Genomic DNA, 16,586 nt, shown 5'->3' with positions numbered 1-16,586 from the left:
ATTTTCTGAAAGCTATTTTTTTTAGTTTGGTAAAATATTACTGAAGAATTTTACAATATTTTCCTTAAGCTTAACAAACGTTTCCGAAGTCCCAAATTCCTTATTATCATAACCAATCGGAAATCCTTTTTCCACGTAGTCGTTATTTTTACGCAGTGTCAACGGCTGGAAATCCTGATTTACTTCGCCCAACTCATCGGTATGAATATCCAGATATTTCACAGCAGAATTCTTTGAAAAATCAAGTTTATTCAAATCGATTTTCTTGATTTCTTTCTTTAAATCTGAGCGGAAAAATAAGTTCATATTTTTTGCATCAATCACGGTTTGCCATTCTCCGGCGTGAACAGAATTCAGAATATTCCAGGCGTAATCCACTGGCTTTCCATCGTATTTGTAGTTTTGAAGCATAAAATAAGCACGATTATATCGGTCGTCCCAATTTCCGCTCTTCTCATACTCGAATTTCTCATTTCCGCCCAGGAAATCAAATTTTGCGGCTTTATCAAAATCCTTTTTGTATTGATTGTTGCACAAAAGTGGCATCGGCATTTCTTTGTTCGTCAGAACTTTATATTCCCCATCAAGCAAAGCAATAGTTGTTGCATTTCCTTTGGCATCAGTCAGAAAAAAATGACTTCCTGCGGCATTTGGCCACCAATCTATGTTTGGACCTTTGTTCAGATTGTCCACGACTTCTTTTACCGTTTTGTAATTATCCAATTGATACTGAATCCATTGTGCCCAAAACATATTTGGCTGGTTCGGATTCAAAACTTTTGATGTTTCTTCCAGATAAAGTTCTACCAGGAAAAGTCCTTTTTCATTCACGCCATAACAAGGGAAATCGTAGCCCAAAAGGTTAAAAGTGACCGAGCCATATTTCGAAGTCCATTGTTTTTTAGAATTCAAATTGTCGGTGGTCAGATTTTCCCAGCTGATATTTCTCTTCAAAACGTCGCGTTTGTTTACGACAATCATTCCGGGCATTGTTTTCCAGTTTTCGTTGAAACCAACCACACAATGATCTTTCCCCCGCAACAAAAATGCAGAACAGGCGGAAAGTGTTGTAGAATAAGCTATTACAATCAATAGAAAACAATGGAGAAATACATGTTTCATATTTTAAATTTTAATTCTTTCTGAAATATTATTAATTAGATTTTTCAATGTTATCTTTAAAGATTCTGGGTAAATGATCTCGGCGTAGTCAGCAAAAGTAATCAGCCAGCGCGGAAAACCTTCGTCGATCCATTCGGTTTCAAAAATGAGTTCAATACCATTTTCGGTCTCGATCTCTTTGGTCAGGCCATAATATTTTTTTGAGTTCACAAGATGCGTCATTATTTTTTTCTCGACAAGAAGTTTGACCTCCGTTTTTTTTCCATTCGTATTATTTTTGTAATCGTTAATGTGTCCATATTCCTGCGAAAATGGATTTTTAGTTTTTGTGATTTTCAAAATCCTGTCTACCCGAAACTGCCGGTAATCTTTCCGCATTGTGCAGAACGCCATCACATACCAATAATTGAATTCATAAAAAATTCCAACCGCTTCAATTGTCCGTTCCGAAGCTTCGAGATTAGCGTTTTGATAATCAATTTTCAGTTGCATTTTCTCAGAAATACTTTCCAGAACTGTCGGAATTATGTTTTTTACCGAATCTTTTTGCTCCGGCTGATAAGCATAAATATTAATTTGATTTTCAATATCAGTCACCAAATTTTTCTCCGAATTTCTGAGAACAGATTTCACTTTTTCCATCGCCGAATTGTAATGCGAACCGAGACTTTCGTGGGAAAAATTCTGCATCAGTTTTTCAGCCGTGATGAAACTCAAAACTTCTTCTTTTGTAAACATCACTGGCGGAAGTTTGTAACCATCGACCAAAGAATAGCCGGAACCAGCTTCCCCAAAAATCGGAATGCCTGCATTTTCCAAAGTTTTAATATCTCTGTAAATCGTTCTGACACTGACCTCAAATTTATCCGCTAAATCCTGCGCCCGAACAATCGGTTTGCTTTGCAACTGCACCAGAATCGAGGTGATGCGGTCTATTTTTTTTATGTAATGGTCTTCATTCATCTTTATATGTTTTCACCAATCTATCCAGATTCAAACTTCTTGCAGAAGCATCAAAAATTTCTCGGTAAATTCCGTCTTTTTCATACAATTCTTCGTGTGTTCCGTTTTCTACAATTGCGCCTTTTTTCATCACGTAAATCATATCAGAATCCAAAATCTGCGATAATGAATGCGAAATAATCACAACCGTCCTTCCTTGTTTTATAGCGTCAAGAGAATTTTTAATTTGTTCTGTTGCGATGGCGTCCAGACTTGCGGTTGGTTCATCAAGAAAAATAATTGGTGGATTTTTCAAAAATAATCTGGCGATGGCAATTCTCTGTTGTTGACCTCCGGAAAGTTGCGTAGCGTCGTGGTTGTAAGCTTCCGGTAAATCCAAAATCTGTTCGTGGAGATAAGCTTTTGTCGCAGCTTCTTTGATTTCGTCAAATGTGGCGTGCAGATTTCCGTAGCGGATATTGTCCTCGATGCTTCCTTTAAAAATGTGATTTTTTTGAAGAACTAATCCAAGGTCATCACGCAGAAAGTCATTATCAAAATCATTCAGATTGTTGCCATCCAAAAGAATTTCGCCTGAATCTGGCTCGTAAAACTTGCAAAGTAAATTGATAATCGTCGATTTTCCTGCGCCACTGAGTCCAACCAAAGCCGTGGTTTTTCCGTTTTCAATTTTCAGGGAAACATTGTGAAGTGCTTTCATCCCGTTTGGATAAGTGAAATCCACATTTTTGATTTCGAAATTCCCTTTGATTGGGATATTGTTGATGGTTCCGTTTGGTTCGGTTTCTTCGTCGGCATTCAGGATTTCAAAATAACCTTCGGCGTAAATAAAGGCATCATTCATATCATCATAAATCCTGTGAAGCTGGCGAATAGGTGCGGAAACGTTGTTGAACAGCATAATGTGAAGCATAATCGCACCAATCGTCATCTGCTGGTCAAGAACCAAATAAACTGTCAAAAGGATAATCAAAACGACACCGAATTGCTCGATGAAAGTCTTCAAACCGTCATAGATAAAACTGGTTCGCCTCGTGTAAAGCTGGCTTTCCATCAGCTTCATCTGAAGATTGTATTGTTTGCTTCCTTCAAATTTTTCGCGGACAAAACTTTTGATGACCATTATGGAATTAATCAAATTCAAAAGTCCGGACGTTTTCTGTTCACGCTGATTTCTGAGTGTTCGTCTTACATTTCCTAATTTTTTCGCCTGTCTTGATGTGACATAAAAATAAATCGGAATCACAAAAGTGGAAACCAAACCGACATAAATATTCTGCATATACATCACAACCAATGCAATGAATGCAGTTGAAAAGAGTGGAAGAATATCGATGAAAAAATTTTGGACGAGTTTTGTGAGACTTTCAATTCCTCGGTCGATTCGGATTTGAAGTTTTCCGGATTCGTGGTTTTCATCGTTGTAATAGGCGATTCGGTAAGTCAGGATTTTGTTGATGGCTTCTTGTGCGAGTTCGGAACTGACATTGATTCTAATCTTTTCCCCATAAAATTTCTGTCCAAACTGAATAAAAATATTCGCTAGTTCTTTCCCCAAAAGTATGATTGAAATTAAAGTCAGAACGTGAATTCCTTCTTTCATTGGATTGGGAAGTTGCGTTAGTTTGGTTACTTCGTCCACAGTATATTTTAAAACCAAAGGATTGACCTGTGCGAACAAAGCGCCGATGAAAGTCAAAGCCAAAGTCACAAAAATCATCATTCGATAAGGCTTGATGAAGCGCCGCAACTGCTGATAAATGTGTATTAGATTTGTGGTTTTTTGAAATGGCTTTTTCATTAAAGCAATTTAAGAATTAATTTGAATGAAGTTCAACACAAAGACACAAAAGGTTTTTGTAATTGATGCGTTTTTAAGGCACAATGAAAATCAAATATTTTTCAATTCTGACGAAGTCAAGCTTTGTGCCTTAAAATGATGAGTTTTTTATAATGATTCTTTGTGCCTTTTTGTTAATTTACTGATGCGAAAAGATTCTTACCCGCTTAAAATATAAAAACCTTAAATTTAAACTTTCATAAAAACTGAAAAATGAAAATATATACAAAAACCGGCGACAAAGGCGAAACCGGACTTTACGGCGGAAGCAGAATCTCCAAAGCCAGCGCAAGAGTAGAATCCTACGGCAACATCGATGAACTGAATGCGAACATTGGCGTTGCGAAATCTCATATTGATGATGAAGCTGTTGTTAACCAACTCAAAAAAATTCAGTTTGACCTTTTTACCGGTGGTTCCGAAGCTTCAACGCCGATTGATAAACTGTTTTTGGCTAATGGAAAAGCGAGATTACCACTCGTAATTTCTGATAAAGAAATTGAAGAATTGGAACTTTGGATGGATGCGATGGAAGAGAAAGTGGAGCCTTTGCAATATTTCATTTTGCCAGGCGGTGGAAAAGCAGCGACTTTCCTTCACGTTGCGAGAACTGTTTGCAGACGCGCAGAACGCAGTTTGGTTTTCCTTAATCAATCGGAGGAAGTGCGACCGGAATTGATTAAATATCTGAATCGTTTGTCGGATTATTTTTTTGTTTTGGCGAGATATGTTTCGAAATTGAATAATGAATCTGAGGAATATTGGAATCCTAATGATAGAAGTTAAAAGAATGAAATACGCAGTTTTGATTTTTATTATAGGACTAATTGTTTGTCTGGTCGGAGCTCTTTTCAAAATCACGCATTGGAGTCTTTTTGGTTTTTCAGGAAATATAATGCTAGCAATTGGATTATTTTTACAAATTATAGGCGGTTTATTGCTTTTGTATAACTTGCTTTTTGCCAAAAAGTCCAATGATTTATAAAATGAAAAAAGCCTTACTTTTCATCAACGGCGAACCACCGAAAGAATTTCCCAATCTGTCTGATTATGAATTGATTGCTTGTACAGATGGCGCTTTTCATTATTTAAGGCAATTGAATTTTCCATTAGATAAATTGGATTTTATTTCCGGCGATTTTGATTCATTTAATTTAGAAACGCTTCGAGAGCCTCAGCGTGACAGCTTTGAAGTTATCGAAACGCCAGACCAGAACAAAACTGATTTTCATAAAGCTTTGGAATTAATTCTCGAAAAAGGTTTTGAAAACATCGATGTTTACGGCGCAAGTGGAGGCGAGCAGGATCATTTTCTAGGGAATTTGAGTGTCGCTTTTTTCTTTAAAGATAAATTGAATCTCAGATTTTTTGATAATTATTCGTCATATTATTTTATTCCGAAAGAATTCGCAATCTCTGATGTGATGGATAAAATGATTTCGATAATGCCTTTTCCAATCGCCAAAAATATCGAAACTAAAGGATTGAAATGGCCTTTATATAACGAAGATTTGATTCTCGGAGAAAGAATCGGAACGAGGAATATTGCAGAAAATCAGGACGTTTCTATTAAATATAAAGAAGGCGATTTGCTGATTTTTATTGGCGAAAAATCTAACGCAAAGGCGGAATGAAGTCTTAATTCATCAGTTTCAAGTCGCCAATTGGAATATTTTATGATGCTTGATTTGCGACTTAGAACGGTTTGTGATTTTAAATTTCCTGCGCCTTTGCGTTAAAATAATATCATTGTTTTTTATAGAATTATTAACGTAGAAATTCAGTTTATTTCATCATTTTTGTACCGTAAAACAATTAACTTTTTTTAGCCGGAAATGAAAATAAAATATTCTGAACTAATTGACCAAACGCTTTATTTTCCTACAGAAGAATTCAATGTAGAAGAGAATAATCTGAAATTCCACGATATCAACCTGATGGAAGTTGTGGAAAAATTCGGAACTCCTTTGAAGTTCAATTATTTACCAAAGATTTCTCAGAATATTGAAAGGGCAAAATTCTGGTTCAAAGAAGCTTTTGAAAAGAACGATTACCAAAAAACCTACAGATATTGCTACTGTACAAAGTCCAGCCATTTTGCGTTTGTTGTAGAAGAGGCTTTGAAAAACGATATCAGTCTGGAAACGTCGTCCGCCTACGATATGGATATTGTAAAATCTCTTTATGACAAAGGAAAAGTAACGAAAGATATTGAAGTGATCTGTAATGGTTTCAAAACTGATGATTACTTAGCAAAAATTTCTGACCTTATCAATAACGGTTTCGAAAATATCACACCGATTCTGGATAATTACAGAGAGCTGGACAAGCTGACAGAAAGCATCGACAGAACTTTTGACATCGGAATCAGAATTGCCGCGGAAGAGGAACCGAAGTTCGAATTCTATACATCAAGATTAGGAATCGGATACAAAGATATCATCCCGTATTACAGTCAGAAAATCGCGGAACATCCGAATGCGAGACTGAAAATGCTTCACTTTTTTATCAATACCGGAATCAAAGACACGGCCTATTACTGGAACGAATTATACAAATGTCTCCGAGTCTATGCGAGATTGAAAAAAATTGCGCCTGAAGTTGATTCCCTTAATATTGGTGGCGGTTTTCCGATTAAAACTTCACTTAATTTCGATTATGATTATCAATATATGGTCAACGAAATTGTGTCTCAAATCAAGAAATTCTGTGAGGAAGAAGGCGTTGAAGAACCAAATATCTATACTGAATTTGGAAGTTTTACCGTTGGAGAAAGTGGTGGGCATTTATATAAAATCATTTCTCAGAAACGTCAAAACGACAGAGAAAAATGGAATATGATTGATTCATCTTTTATGACCACTTTGCCGGATACCTGGGCTATTTCCCGTCACTTCATTATGTTGCCGCTTAACCGTTGGGAAGATTCCTACGAAAGGGTTTTTCTTGGTGGATTAACTTGTGATTCAGATGATTATTACAATTCTGAGCAACATACGAATGCCATTTATCTTCCCGTTTTCAATGAAACAAAATCTTTGTACATCGGATTTTTCCATACAGGCGCTTATCAGGAAACGATTGGCGGTTACGGCGGTGTCCATCACTGTTTGATGCCTCAGCCGAAACATATTTTGATTGATAAGGACGAAGATGGAAACTTAACTTACGAATTATTCAGAGAAGAGCAAAAACCCGAAGATGTTCTAAAACTTTTGGGATATTAAGAAAACAGATTCTAAACTCAAACAAAAAAGCGTCCCGAAATTTCGTGATGCTTTTTTATTTTGTGCTTGTTATCATATTTTTAATTCAAACAGTATGTTTTTAAATTGAATTGACCTTATATTTTTTTATCTTTAAATTTATTTTCAGAATTTCGGATAATGCTGAACAGATTACTTTGGTGTATGGTGTTTTGGGTGTTTGCAGTAAATGTAAATGCGCAAATAAACGATGCTCAAAATCTGACAAAGGATGTCAAAGCAATGATGTATTCTGATCCGGAAAAAGCAATAAAGACGGCGCAATACATTGTTTCTAATCAAAGTTTTGGAACTACAGAAGATGTTTATAATGCATTACTTCTGCAAGCCGAAATCTACTTCAACCTCAGAAAATACAATGAGGCGGTTGTAAAACTGATATCAGCAGACAGGATTTCAGGGAATGTAGATAATGATTTTCTTAAATCAAAAAATGAATATCTGATCGGCAAATTGTATCTGGAACTTGGCTTTTATGATGACTATATCTTTGCTGTCAGGGATTTGAAAAAAACTTCGGAGCCTTTGAAAGGTGAAGAAAAATCCTGTGTTAATCTCTGGGAAAATGAACTTGATATTTTAAAATCATATCATTTGGGAAAATATAAGGAATGCCTGACAAAAATTCAGAAAAATAATAGGAATCAATCAGGTCTGGATCCGTCTTATCATTCCCGGCTTTTGCTTTTAAAGTCTTCAATAGAGAATAAATCAAATAAAAATATTGGCAAAGAAAATGATTATTTCAAATTCTTATCGGACATTATTATTTTAAAATATAAAATCAAAAACGGTACATTTTATGAGTCGGATCTGACGGAAATCAAAAATAAATTCCCTCGGTATAACGATGATATTTTCTACACAGACCTTTATAAAGAATGGTCTCAGCAAGCCTGTGGAAGTAATTCTCCGGATTGTTTCAACACAAGAAAAGAATACATCCGGCTGCTAAAATTATCCATTGCAGACAAACAAGATGCCAGAGTGAATGTCATTAATCTAATCGATCAGAAAGAAAATTCTAAAATTCATAAACAAAAAGAATTTCAGAATAAGATTTTGTTCCTGCTGATTGCAATTGTTGTTTTGTCTCTGATAATCAGTCTGATATATTATTTTGTTGTCAAAAGCAAAGCTAATGTTGCAACTGTAGAGTTTGAAAAACAGAATATTTCTAAAGAATATGAGCAGAAACTGAGTGATCAGTTAAAGGATTTCCAGGCCAGCCACGTTTTCACAATTCCGGAAAAGACAGAGAATCTGATTCTTTCTAATCTGGAGACTTTCGAAAAAAGCAAAGACGTGAGAGACCCGAATTTGTCTTTGGTCGTTCTCGCAAAACGCATGAATACCAATTCCAAGTATTTGTCAGAAATAATAAATAAGCATAAAGGCAAAAACTTCAACAATTATCTGAATGAACTCCGGGTGAATTACATCGTCGAAAAATTACTTCAAAACCCTGAATATCTGCAATATAAAACAAGTTATCTGGCAGAAGAAGCCGGATTTGCATCGCGAACGACCTTCACGACTATTTTTAAGAATGTAACAGGAAAAAGTCCGTCCCAATTTGTAGAAGAACTTAAAAACAGATGATATGAAGAAAAGTTTGTACCTCTTGTTTTTGATGTTGTCAGTTTTTGGTTTCTCCCAATCCGAATCCAAACTGGAAAAACAGATCACAGAAGTAGATAGAATGGCTTTTGTAGATCCGGATTCTGCTTTGATAATGGTTAAAAAACTGGAGCCAAAAATTGAGGATAACAGGCTGCAAAGTAAATTGCTTCTTGCAAAAGGCAGCGCATATTCTGTAAAACATCTTTCCTCCGCCGCTCTTAAATCTGGTTTCGAATCCCTGGATATTTCGCAGAAGTCGAAAGATTCTTTGATGATGATCAATTCTTTGGGATTCATTGGAAATCAGTACTATATCTTGAAACTTAATAAAAAAGCGATCAATTATCTCAACAGAGCAGAAACTATTATCGATTATCTCAAAGACGAGTCTCTCAACCAGATGAGTGCCAATATTTATTTTGTTAAAGCATTGATTTACAAAGATAATCTGGATCCTGCATTCGCTATTACCTACTTTGATAAGGCGATCAAAGAGTATAATAAAATCAATGACAGGAGCAGCATTCTGAACAGAAATATTACGAAGATCCAGAAAGGTTATTCTTTGGTAGATATTGGAAAACCGGACGTAGCAGAAGCCATATTTTTAGAAGTTATAAAAGAGGCGGACAAAAACCGAATATCGGAAATCAGTTCTTATGCGAAGGTAGGTCTTGCTATAACCTATGACAACAAAAAAGATTTCCTCAAAGCCAATCAGGTATTATTAGAAACAGAAAAACAGGTTGGAAAAAGTCAGAATATTGGATTGCTGACCGAAATTTATGATGCGCTGAGCCAAAATTACCTTAGTCAAAATAATGCCAATAGATATTTTTTCTATAATCAGAAACTGGAAAAAAACCTGCTTGAAAATGAAAACACTGAGAAAAAATCTTTCTCTGATTTGCTTGATAAAAATATAGAATCGCAAAATATGGAATTTGAAAATAATCAAAAATTGTTCTATTTGTTTGCTTTTTTGATAATTTTATTTGGTTTGATTGCTTTATTTTACATCATTAAAAAGATTAAAGGTATAGATTCTTCAAACTATGAGTACTAGCTGTTGTTTATTTGTAATGTGATGAATAACAGCGAGTTGAAGCTTAAAAATGGGTGTCAATATTCTTGTAATTTCTATAATTCCAAACATCAATAATTTTCTTTTCAAAAATTTCATAGTTACATTTGGTTATAATTTAAAATCAAGAATATGAAATTGAAAAACGCTTTTTTTGCCTCTCTGCTTTTGTCCGGATTTTTATCTGCGCAGACGATCTCTATAGATACGACAGTTCCAAGCAATCCAGCTCCGGAAAACAGCATTTTGGAATATTGGTATTGGGCTTATGGTATCAAAGTTACAGGAAGTGGTTTTGCGGCTAACTCTACAATTAAATTTACATCCGTCGACCCTCAGGGTGGTCTGAGATCATTATCTTCCACCACAGATGCGAGTGGCAATATCACTTTCCAATTCAATGGATGGACCAATGTTTCTCCCTTAGGATATTATACATTGAAAGCTGAAGATACTTCCGGAAAAACAGCAACTGGAAATTATACAGTAATAAAAGATCCTAAAAATGTGATCACAGGAATTTCCACGCCGGCAGAATTTAAGATGGCAGATTTTGTTTCAGGAGCCGTTGTAAAAGTAAAAAATCTGGTTCCATATGGCCAGGTAAAAATAAATATTGGCGATCCTGCTTCTGGTGGTTGGGAGCTCAACAAATATGATGAGATGTACGCAGATGAAAATGGAGAGCTGGATGTAGATTTCAATCTTAATTCTGCAGTTTATGGGCCAGCTGGCATAGTTCCTATTTCTCCGGTTGAAGGAAACTGGATTTTAAGTTATAATGACTGGTCCGGAGAAGGTCTTAAAGGAAGCACTAAAATAAGAGTGTTGCCAAATAATCCAAGCACATCATCTTACTGCAGTGTTTCTGCAACAGCTTCGGAACCAATTACATCGGTTACTTTTGCAGATATTTCTAATGCTTCCGACCCTAATGCAAACAGTTCCTATGAGAATTTCCTTTCAAAAGTCGGGAATGTTGAAAGAAACAAGGAGTATAAAATTACAGTCAAAGGGAATGCTATGGCTGCATATAAAGTAAGCACATTCACCGCTTTTATCGATTGGAACCAAAACGGAATCCTTGATAATGAAAACGAAATCTATAGAATCGGTTTTGTAAAAGGAAGTACAGGCATGGATAATATGTCTGCAGAACTAAATATCAAAGTTCCGGAAAATGCGGTGATAGGAAATACAAGAATGAGGATTCTAAAAGTTAATTCACCTTCGACATTTGCGATGTTCTGGCCAACCGGAGCTTGTGGAAATTACACCAACGGACAGGTTGAAGATTATACATTGAATGTGAAAGAAGCATTGGCAACCAACGAAACTTCTCTTAGCAAAGTTCAGTTTTACCCTAATCCGGTTAAGGATGTTTTAACTGTTTCTTCCAACAAAAAAGTGAACTCGATCTCTGTTTACAATGCGGCTGGACAATTGGTAAAAACTGCCCAGAATGCAAATACCGTGAATATGAGTAATCTTGCGGCTGGTGTTTATGTTGTAAAAACAGATGTAGAAGGAAAAACAGAAACTTCTAAAGTCATCAAGAAGTAATTCTGAATTATATTCTCTTCAAAAAAAAAATTAAAAACTTTTCGGCTATTGCTCAATATCTATTTTTCAGTAGCCGATTTTTCAGTGCCTTATTTCAACTATTAATTCAACTAACTTATATGAAAAAATCTTTATCAATTCTATCCATTTTATTGGGTACTGCAGCTTTTGCGCAAGTAGACGTAACAGCAACATCCGGAACTGCAACGGCAACTTATACCACAGTGAAAGGTGCTTTTGATGCCATCAATGCTGGAACGCACCAAGGCGCTATCAATATTACAATCACTGCCAATACTTCAGAAACTGCAACAGCAGCTTTAAGTAGAAGTACAGGAACTTCCAATTTCACATCTGTATCGTTAAAGCCTGCAGCAGGTGTCACTGCAACCATAACAGGTGCTGCCGCAGGTCCTGTTTTCAGAATCTTGGGAAGCAACGTAACGATTGATGGAAGTAATAACGGAACAGACAGCAGGGACCTAAGTATTATAAATGGTAATGTAGCAGGAGCTCAGGTTATCGCAATGGGATCATCGGATGTTGCTAATCCACTTACCAATGTTACTATAAAGAATACCACTCTTATCAACGGGGTGAAAACTACAGGATACGGAATTATCGTAAGCAACACTGCGGGAGCAGCAACAGCAGGTTACTTTAATAATATCAGATTAGAAAATAACTCTATCCAGAAATCGTATTACGGCATTTATTTCCTTGCAGCTTCTGCAACAGGTAATGGTGCGGGATCTTTTATTACTAAAAATGATCTTTCTACGAGCGGGGATAACGCCAATAGATTTGTAGGTATTTATCTAGGAGGAACAGATGGCGTATCGGTTACAAGTAACAAAATTGGGAACTTCGAAAATACAGCGAACGAAGTAAAAAGAGGAATGTGGCTTGCAGTTGCTACAATGAATACTACGGTTTCAGATAATATCATTGATAACATAAGTGTCAATAATGCAGGAGGAGGCAGTGTCACAGGCATTCAGATTTTCACCAATGCGGGAGCAGGAAGTGTACCTTCAGCAAACAAAATTCTCAGAAACAAAATTTCAAACTTATCAAGCAACGGATTCAACAGTTCTGTTACAGGAATTAGTTTAGGTGGCACAACGGTTGGCACTGTTATCAGCCAGAACAATCTTAATAATCTGGTTGGGTTAAGAACAGCAACTACCGTAGGCTACGGAGCGGAGGCAATCATTTTGTCAGCAGGAACTGCATCAAACACTTTGGTAAGCAATAATTTCATTTCAAAAGTATCAAGTTTTGCAGCAAACACCTCATCTGCTAATTATACTGGCGGGATTTTGATCAATGCTGGAACGGGTTATAAAGTTTACAACAATTCCGTTTATTTAACAGAAACTCAAAATGACGGAACAAACAAAGGTCTTCCAATAGCATTCAGTTCTAGTGTTTCTACAGCAGGATCCATAGATCTCAGAAATAATATTTTTGTGGTAAACCTTGCAGATGCAACAATACCTACATATGCAATCTCAGTTCCACCGGTGGCAGCAACTTATTCTAATATTGATAACAATATCTATTATAGTTCAGGTCCTAATTTGGGTCAAACTCCAGGAGGTCCGCCAGCATTTACAAATCTTACAGGAATGAAGAGTATCCTAGGAGGTAATCTAAATTCTTTACAAGCTCTTCCGGTATTCACATCCAATACAGATCTTCACCTTTCTCAGACTTCTGACAATTTAGCTATTGATAACAAGGGTGTTTCTTTGACTGATGTCGTGGTTGATTTTGATGATGCAGCCAGAAGTACAACAGCGCCGGACATTGGTGCAGACGAATTCACGATTGAAACAATGGCGGTAACTGATGTTGCAGACAAGATGAAGATCCAGGTTTTTCCTAATCCTGTAAGTGATGTTTTAACGGTTTCTTCTGATAAAAAAGTGAATCAGATTTCTGTTTATAATGTTGCAGGACAGCTAATTCAGGAAGTGAATAATACTAATGTCATCAATCTTGCTAAGCTTTCTTCAGGTATTTATTTTGTGAAAACAGTTGTAGAAGGGAAAACAGAAATGACGAAAGTGATCAAGAAATAAATTTAATTCATCATAATTTTTTTAATGGAAGCGAGGCTGATCTAATTGAAAGCCTCGTTTTTTCCTAATGATCATTACGCCTTTTTATAATTAATATGAAGAATGTCTTAATAATCTTTTCCGTTTGTTTCGGTATTACATTGAGTTTTGCTCAATGGAGTCCAACAGCAATGAAAGGAATACAATCAAGAGAAACAAAAGCGACTAGTTTCTATTCCCTCGATCTCAGTGAGATAAGATCAAAACTTGCAACTGCACAACCAACGGGTAAAAACAGCCAGCCAATTATCATAGATTTGCCAACATTGGACGGACAGATAGAAAAGTTCGAAGTCTATAGTTTGCCGGTAGTGGAAAAGTCATTGGCAGACCGTTATCAATTAGGCTCTTATGTTGGAGCAAAAGTTGGAGATCATACGGTTTATGTGAGATTCAGTGTTTCGCCTTACGATCTTCAGTCGATGATGTTCAAAGATGGTCAGTACGAATTTATTGAGCCATTGAACAAAGAAAAAACAGTTTACGGCGTCTTTCCAAAAACTAATAAGGGAAGCGGAGATCACGCTTTTTCCTGTTCAACTTCGGAATCGATACAAAGTCAACACCAACTTGAAAAATTATCAGAAGGATCAGACTTTTCTAATGCTGCGAACGACTTCAGCAAATCCAGTGACAAGAAATACAGAATCTACAAACTTGCGATTTCGGTAACAGGAGAATATACTCAGTATTTTGGTGGAGTTGCTCAGGCATTTTCTGCAATTAATGCAACAATAACGCGTGTGAATGGCGTTTTCGAAAAAGATTTTGCCATCCATATGAATCTGCAGGATTTTCCTCAATTGATTTATACCAATCCGTCTACAGATCCTTATTCTAATGCAAATGTTGGAATTGGTGGTGCGTGGAACCTGGAATTACAACAGACTTTGACCTCGCTTATTGGAAATGATGCCTATGATATTGGGCATCTGTTTGGAAGAGCTGGCGGTTCTGGAAATGCCGGAGGTGTTGGAAATGTTTGCAGAAATCCGTCCAGCAGTAGTGATGCAACATCAAAAGGTTCCGCTTTCAGCACACCTAGGACTGGCGGTCCGCAAGGCGAACGTTTTGATATAGATCTGGTAGCTCACGAGATGGGACATCAGTTTGGTGCCGATCACACTTATTCTTTTGATATTCAGTCTGCGCCAAATCAATCTGCTCATATGGAACCGGGTTCTGGTTCTACAATTATGGGATATGCAGGAATTACCAACGCTAATGTACAAAACTACTCAGATTCCTACTTTCATGTAAGAAGTATTGAGCAGGTTCATACTTATTTGAATTCCCAAAGTTGCGGAACTGTTTCAAGCATCGATAATAATCCGCCTGTTGTTGAAGCTTTGCCAAACAAAACGATCCCAAAAGGAACTGCTTTTGTTTTGACAGCCAATGCATCGGATGCAGAAAATAATCCGCTCACTTACAGCTGGGAAGAATATGATCTGGCAACTTCTGCAATTACATCAGTAACCGAAGATAATACAACAGGTCCGAAATTCAGATCGCTTGTCGCTTCTACATCGCCTTCCAGATATTTTCCAAGACTTAGTAATGTAATTAATGGAAACCTATCAAGCGCAACCGATTGGGAAGCGGTTTCGAATGTTGCAAGGACAATGAATTTTAAAATTTTGGTTAGAGATAATCATCCGGATGTTACGCAACAGCAGACTGCAACGGGATCACAAATGATAACAGTAGGAAATGAAGGTCCTTTTAAAATGACGACTGTTAAGGTTTATAATAATGTATCAAGTAATATTACTTGGGATGTTGTTAATACGAACCTTGCACCTTACAATGTTTCTAATGTAAAGATAGATTATACAACAGATCAAGGTCTTACCTGGATTGTTTTAATAGCTTCAACACCTAATGACGGATCAGAATTATTAAACTTCTCGTCCGTGCCTGCCAATCAGAATATCTATGTAAGAGTGTATGCGGTTGATAACGTTTTTTATGCTTTGGGTAAAGTAGCAGTTTCAAGTGTTTTGGCTTGTGATGGCTCTGCTCCGACTAGCTTGTTGGCAAGTAGCATTACACAGACCACGGCTAATATAGATTGGGATTTGGTTGCTAATGCGACGTATACTCTTAGATATAAAAAATCTTCTGAGACCAATTGGACAGTGATCAATAATATTAATACAAATCATTACGCATTATCACAATTGTCAATCAATACTTCTTATCAAGTCGATGTAGCAGCGGTTTGTAATGGTACGGTTGGAGCATACACCAATCTCACATTATTTACTGGTGCTTACACATATTGTGCAGCGGGATCTACTTATCTGATGTCTGAAAAGATTGCAAATATAACTTTTGCTGATATTAATAATAATTCAACTTCTAATGCAGGTTACGAGGATTTCTCTAATATTATCGGAAACGTGACGCCTGGTCAGATCTATAACTTTACGGCAACTTCTACGACTGGTTCTGCGGATTATGACCAGGTGATTGTATGGATAGATCTCAATCAGGACGGTGATTTCGATGATGCCGGAGAGAAAGTTTTAACAACAACTTACAATACTTCGCCCTGGAAAGGTGTGATTACCATCCCGTCATCCATTGCGACAGGCAGAACGAAAATGAGAGTGAGACTTTACGGTGCAATATCAAGCCCGAATACGACACCTTGCGGAAATTCATATTACGGTCAGGTGGAAGATTATAGTCTGAATATCGGCCAGTTAGAAGTTTCGGATGCTAATAAAATTTCTTTTAATTATTATCCAAATCCGGTTTATGATATTCTGACAATATCAAGTAAAGAAAAAGTAAATTCAATTTCAATATATAATGCTGCCGGGCAATTGATCAAAATTAATCAAGGTGCAAATACGATCGATATGAGTAGACTTTCCACAGGAATCTATGTCATCAAAACCAATATTGGAAGTGAAATACAAATTTTCAAAGTTATTAAAAAGTAAAATTGTTCATAATTGTGTTTAATCGAAACGAGGTTTATCTATATG

The 16,586-nt window shown here is 36.5% G+C and carries 12 protein-coding genes; 9 read left to right on the top strand and 3 right to left on the bottom strand.

The window, feature by feature from the left end:
* Positions 1–21: 21 nt before the first annotated feature.
* The 3 genes from ACFJGY_RS16045 to ACFJGY_RS16035 are packed head-to-tail and all read right to left on the bottom strand — an operon-like array spanning position 22 to position 3,805.
* Complete coding sequence (locus ACFJGY_RS16045) at positions 22–1,122, bottom strand: linear amide C-N hydrolase (RefSeq protein ID WP_379965951.1); 1,101 nt, start codon at positions 1,120–1,122, stop codon at positions 22–24.
* Positions 1,123–1,125: 3 nt separating this feature from the next.
* Positions 1,126–2,085: a helix-turn-helix transcriptional regulator gene (locus ACFJGY_RS16040; protein ID WP_379965948.1), complete on the bottom strand. Its 960-nt coding sequence runs from the start codon at positions 2,083–2,085 to the stop codon at positions 1,126–1,128.
* A complete protein-coding gene (locus ACFJGY_RS16035) occupies positions 2,078–3,805 on the bottom strand; it encodes an ABC transporter ATP-binding protein (protein ID WP_379970222.1) in 1,728 nt (575 codons plus the stop codon). The genes ACFJGY_RS16040 and ACFJGY_RS16035 overlap by 8 nt, the downstream gene beginning before the upstream one ends.
* A gap of 333 nt (positions 3,806–4,138) precedes the next feature.
* On the opposite strand from ACFJGY_RS16035, the gene ACFJGY_RS16030 reads away from it, so the two are divergent.
* From ACFJGY_RS16030 to ACFJGY_RS15990, 9 genes are all read left to right on the top strand, one after another.
* Positions 4,139–4,711: a cob(I)yrinic acid a,c-diamide adenosyltransferase gene (locus ACFJGY_RS16030; protein WP_379965945.1), complete on the top strand. Its 573-nt coding sequence runs from the start codon at positions 4,139–4,141 to the stop codon at positions 4,709–4,711.
* Between the two features lie 4 nt (positions 4,712–4,715).
* Positions 4,716–4,910 carry a gliding motility protein GldL gene (locus ACFJGY_RS16025; protein WP_379965942.1) on the top strand — a complete coding sequence of 65 codons (195 nt, stop codon included), beginning with the start codon at positions 4,716–4,718 and terminating at the stop codon, positions 4,908–4,910.
* 1 nt (position 4,911) lies between these two features.
* On the top strand, positions 4,912–5,559 hold the full coding sequence (locus ACFJGY_RS16020) for a thiamine diphosphokinase (RefSeq protein WP_379965939.1): 648 nt from the start codon (positions 4,912–4,914) through the stop codon (positions 5,557–5,559).
* A 201-nt stretch (positions 5,560–5,760) separates the two neighbouring features.
* Complete coding sequence (locus ACFJGY_RS16015; RefSeq protein WP_379965936.1) at positions 5,761–7,152, top strand: arginine decarboxylase; 1,392 nt, start codon at positions 5,761–5,763, stop codon at positions 7,150–7,152.
* Positions 7,153–7,311: 159 nt separating this feature from the next.
* Positions 7,312–8,793: a helix-turn-helix domain-containing protein gene (locus ACFJGY_RS16010; RefSeq protein WP_379965933.1), complete on the top strand. Its 1,482-nt coding sequence runs from the start codon at positions 7,312–7,314 to the stop codon at positions 8,791–8,793.
* Between the two features lies 1 nt (position 8,794).
* Positions 8,795–9,880: a hypothetical protein gene (locus tag ACFJGY_RS16005; RefSeq protein WP_379965930.1), complete on the top strand. Its 1,086-nt coding sequence runs from the start codon at positions 8,795–8,797 to the stop codon at positions 9,878–9,880.
* Positions 9,881–10,030: 150 nt separating this feature from the next.
* Entirely contained in the window at positions 10,031–11,461 is a 1,431-nt protein-coding gene (locus tag ACFJGY_RS16000; protein ID WP_379965927.1) for a GEVED domain-containing protein, read from the top strand.
* Between the two features lie 119 nt (positions 11,462–11,580).
* Positions 11,581–13,548: a T9SS type A sorting domain-containing protein gene (locus ACFJGY_RS15995; RefSeq protein WP_379965924.1), complete on the top strand. Its 1,968-nt coding sequence runs from the start codon at positions 11,581–11,583 to the stop codon at positions 13,546–13,548.
* Between the two features lie 170 nt (positions 13,549–13,718).
* Positions 13,719–16,541 (top strand): reprolysin-like metallopeptidase, encoded by a 2,823-nt coding sequence (locus ACFJGY_RS15990; protein ID WP_379965921.1) that lies wholly within the window; start codon positions 13,719–13,721, stop codon positions 16,539–16,541.
* Positions 16,542–16,586 lie beyond the last annotated feature (45 nt).

The sequence above is a fragment of the Epilithonimonas sp. UC225_85 genome (assembly GCF_042695135.1).
Lineage (GTDB): Bacteria > Bacteroidota > Bacteroidia > Flavobacteriales > Weeksellaceae > Epilithonimonas.
Note: the sequence above shows the minus strand (reverse complement) of the source record. Positions and strands in the feature narration are given on the sequence as shown.

Excerpts from the sequence above, each read along its gene's own strand:
- ACFJGY_RS16045 (WP_379965951.1), bottom strand. The coding sequence starts at position 1,122 with ATGAAACATGTATTTCTCCATTGTTTTCTATTGATTGTAATAGCTTAT.
- ACFJGY_RS16040 (WP_379965948.1), bottom strand. The coding sequence starts at position 2,085 with ATGAATGAAGACCATTACATAAAAAAAATAGACCGCATCACCTCGATT.
- ACFJGY_RS16035 (WP_379970222.1), bottom strand. The coding sequence starts at position 3,805 with ATGATTTTTGTGACTTTGGCTTTGACTTTCATCGGCGCTTTGTTCGCA.
- ACFJGY_RS16030 (WP_379965945.1), top strand. The coding sequence starts at position 4,139 with ATGAAAATATATACAAAAACCGGCGACAAAGGCGAAACCGGACTTTAC.
- ACFJGY_RS16025 (WP_379965942.1), top strand. The coding sequence starts at position 4,716 with ATGAAATACGCAGTTTTGATTTTTATTATAGGACTAATTGTTTGTCTG.
- ACFJGY_RS16020 (WP_379965939.1), top strand. The coding sequence starts at position 4,912 with ATGAAAAAAGCCTTACTTTTCATCAACGGCGAACCACCGAAAGAATTT.
- ACFJGY_RS16015 (WP_379965936.1), top strand. The coding sequence starts at position 5,761 with ATGAAAATAAAATATTCTGAACTAATTGACCAAACGCTTTATTTTCCT.
- ACFJGY_RS16010 (WP_379965933.1), top strand. The coding sequence starts at position 7,312 with ATGCTGAACAGATTACTTTGGTGTATGGTGTTTTGGGTGTTTGCAGTA.
- ACFJGY_RS16005 (WP_379965930.1), top strand. The coding sequence starts at position 8,795 with ATGAAGAAAAGTTTGTACCTCTTGTTTTTGATGTTGTCAGTTTTTGGT.
- ACFJGY_RS16000 (WP_379965927.1), top strand. The coding sequence starts at position 10,031 with ATGAAATTGAAAAACGCTTTTTTTGCCTCTCTGCTTTTGTCCGGATTT.
- ACFJGY_RS15995 (WP_379965924.1), top strand. The coding sequence starts at position 11,581 with ATGAAAAAATCTTTATCAATTCTATCCATTTTATTGGGTACTGCAGCT.
- ACFJGY_RS15990 (WP_379965921.1), top strand. The coding sequence starts at position 13,719 with ATGAAAGGAATACAATCAAGAGAAACAAAAGCGACTAGTTTCTATTCC.